The organism is Sulfitobacter aquimarinus (genome assembly GCF_040149565.1).
Lineage (GTDB): Bacteria > Pseudomonadota > Alphaproteobacteria > Rhodobacterales > Rhodobacteraceae > Sulfitobacter > Sulfitobacter aquimarinus.
Window position 1 is genome coordinate 1 of sequence record NZ_JBEFLO010000021.1, and the last position, 3,555, is coordinate 3,555.

General features: G+C 51.3%; 2 rRNA genes. Both read right to left on the bottom strand.

Going from position 1 to position 3,555, the window contains the following annotated elements:
• Positions 1-237 precede the first annotated feature (237 nt).
• A 5S ribosomal RNA gene (rrf, locus tag ABMC88_RS18415) occupies positions 238-352 on the bottom strand.
• A 95-nt stretch (positions 353-447) separates the two neighbouring features.
• Positions 448-3,317, bottom strand: a 23S ribosomal RNA gene (locus tag ABMC88_RS18420).
• Positions 3,318-3,555 lie beyond the last annotated feature (238 nt).

Sequence of the window (3,555 nt, forward strand, 5' to 3'; positions counted from 1 at the left end):
GGATGGGTAGTTGGCCGAGTATGTATTATGGCGTGACATTTTGCGGGGCGTCTTCAAGCTCCCGATAGATATGGTCCCAATCTGGCATGCGCGGCGCTTACTGATGGTTGGCTCATATACCGGTGTGATTGTCGCTTTTTTGGATCATGCGTTTTCCAACGCAAAACGCCGCGCTGTTTTCACAGCGCGGCGTTTTGATTACATCGTCGAGAGATACGACATTAAGAGGCTTATTAGGTTTGGCGATGACCTACTCTCCCACGCCTTAAGACGCAGTACCATCGGCGCAGTAGCACTTAACTGCCGGGTTCGGGATGGGACCGGGTGTTTTGCTTACGCTATGATCACCAAACCAAAAAAACCTCTTATTGTCCAAGTGAGTACAACTGATGTGTGTGTATGCTTTTGATTTTCACAGTAGAGAGTTAAGTCACTCTGTTACTGGATCAAATCAAGCCTATCGAGCCATTAGTACCAGTCAACTGAACGTGTTACCACGCTTACATCTCTGGCCTATCGACGAGGTAGTCTACCTCGGCTCTCAGGGATACCTTGTTTTGAGGGGGGCTTCCCGCTTAGATGCCTTCAGCGGTTATCCTGTCCGATCATAGCTACTCTGCACTGCGGCTGGCGCCACAACAGATCCACCAGTGGATCGTTCACCCCGGTCCTCTCGTACTAGGGGCAACTCCTCTCAAGTATCCTACACCCACGGAAGATAGGGACCGAACTGTCTCACGACGTTCTAAACCCAGCTCACGTACCTCTTTAAACGGCGAACAGCCGTACCCTTGGGACCTGCTCCAGCCCCAGGATGAGATGAGCCGACATCGAGGTGCCAAACACTGCCGTCGATATGGACTCTTGGGCAGTATCAGCCTGTTATCCCCGGCGTACCTTTTATCCGTTGAGCGATGGCCCTTCCACTCGGGACCACCGGATCACTATGGCCGTCTTTCGACTCTGCTCGACTTGTCAGTCTCGCAGTCAGGCTGGCTTCTGCCATTGCACTCAACGAGCGATTTCCGACCGCTCTGAGCCAACCTTCGCGCGCCTCCGTTACGATTTAGGAGGCGACCGCCCCAGTCAAACTACCCGCCACACAGGGTCCCGGATCCGGATAACGGACCGCGGTTAGACATCAAGCAGAACAAGGGTGGTATCTCAAGGGAGGCTCCACGCAAACTGGCGTTCGCGCTTCAAAGCCCACCACCTATCCTGCACATGTTCGGCCTAATGCCAATGTGAAGCTGTAGTAAAGGTGCACGGGGTCTTTCCGTCTAACCGCGGGTAACCGGCATCTTGACCGGTAATTCAATTTCGCTGAGTCTATGTTGGAGACAGCGGGGAAGTCGTTACGCCATTCGTGCAGGTCGGAACTTACCCGACAAGGAATTTCGCTACCTTAGGACCGTTATAGTTACGGCCGCCGTTTACCTGGGCTTCAATTCAAGGCTCTCACCTCTCCTTTTAACCTTCAGGCACCGGGCAGGCGTCAGACCCTATACGTCGTCTTACGACTTCGCAGAGCCCTGTGTTTTTAATAAACAGTCGCCACCCCCTGGTTTGTGCCCCCAGCCTCTAGTTGCCTAGAAACCGGGCCTCCTTCTCGCGAACTTACGGAGGTATTTTGCCGAGTTCCTTCAACATAGTTCTCTCAAGCGCCTTGGTATTCTCTACCTATCCACCTGTGTCGGTTTAGGGTACGATCTCATGATGGAGCTATTTCCAGGAACCACTCAGCAGCCCATTCAATCCGATAAGGATGAACTACCTCTGTGATCCGTCACTTCCATCTGGCCCAGGAATATTAACCTGGTTCCCATCGACTACGCCTTTCGGCCTCGCCTTAGGGGTCGGCTTACCCTGCTCAGATTAGCTTTAAGCAGGAACCCTTGGATTTTCGGCGAGAGTGTCTCTCACACTCTTTGTCGCTACTCATGTCATCATTCTCACTAGTGATCTCTCCACCGGATCCCTCACAGGCCGGCTTCACAGAAAGCTCCTTGTGTTAGCTATTTTATGCGCTACCGCTTCGCTACTTGAGCGCCTCGGGCTTCCACAAAATAATAACACATGGAACTATGTCACACTACGCTCTGCTACCATGCAATAAATGCATCCTAAGCTTCGGCTCATGGCTTGAGCCCCGTTACATCTTCGCCGCAGGACAACTTATTTAGACCAGTGAGCTGTTACGCTATCTTTAAAGGATGGCTGCTTCTAAGCCAACCTCCTGGTTGTTTTGGTCGTCCCACCTGCTTTCCCACTTAGCCATGAATTAGGGGCCTTAGCTGTAGGTCAGGGTTGTTTCCCTCTTCACGACGGACGTTAGCATTCGCCGTGTGTCTGCCGACTAGTACTCCTCGGTATTCGGAGTTTGGTTAGGATCAGTAAGCCGGTAAGGCCCCATTACCCATCCAGTGCTCTACCCCCGAGGGTATTCGGTCGACGCTCTACCTAAATAGATTTCGCAGAGAACCAGCTATCTCCGAGTTTGATTGGCCTTTCACCCCTAGGCACAGCTCATCCCGATCTTTTTCAACAGATGTGGGTTCGGTCCTCCAGTTAGTGTTACCTAACCTTCAACCTGGCCATGCCTAGATCACTCGGTTTCGGGTCTGATCCCACAAACTCATTCGCCCTATTAAGACTCGCTTTCGCTGCGCCTACACCTAACGGCTTAAGCTTGCTTGTGAGACCAAGTCGATGACCCATTATACAAAAGGTACGCTGTCAGGCCGCAAGGGCCCTCCAACTGATTGTAGGCGTTCGGTTTCAGGTACTGTTTCACTCCCCTCGTCGGGGTGCTTTTCACCTTTCCCTCACGGTACTGGTTCACTATCGGTCAGTAAGGAGTACTTAGCCTTCGAAGGTGGTCCTCCGATCTTCAGACAGAATTTCACGTGTTCCGCCCTACTTAATACGTCCTCTCATGCTTCTTATACGGGACTATCACCCACTTTGGTTGCGCATTCCAACGCATTCTAACCACAATTGAGGCTCGGCTGGTCCCCGTTCGCTCGCCGCTACTAGGGGAGTATCAATTGATTTCCTTTCCTCCGGGTACTTAGATGTTTCAGTTCCCCGGGTTTGCTTTTCTAAACCTATGTATTCAGTCTAGAAATACCTGGTTTACCACATTATTAGCTGCTCATTGCTGAGCAATAATAACATAGTATCAGGTGGGTTGCCCCATTCAGAAATTCATGGATCAAAGCCTATTCTCGGCTCCCCATGACTTATCGCAGAGTATCACGTCTTTCATCGCCTCTTACTGCCAAGGCATTCACCAAACGCCCTTTTCGCGCTTGATTTGATCCAGAAAGAGAAGGACTTAACGCCCCTCGTGGACAACAGAAGCTGGTAAGAAACTGTTTATCCCTGTTTCCAGATCAAAAGCATACATAACTGTTGCAGACCCGTGCAGGGCTGCAACTTTTCGAGTGGCCTTGCGACCACTCCGGTTAGTGTACTTGACTTGGACAACACTGTTCATTTCAGATGGCAGACATTGGGCAGACCGAGGAAACAGTCATACTTATGCTCGCATCA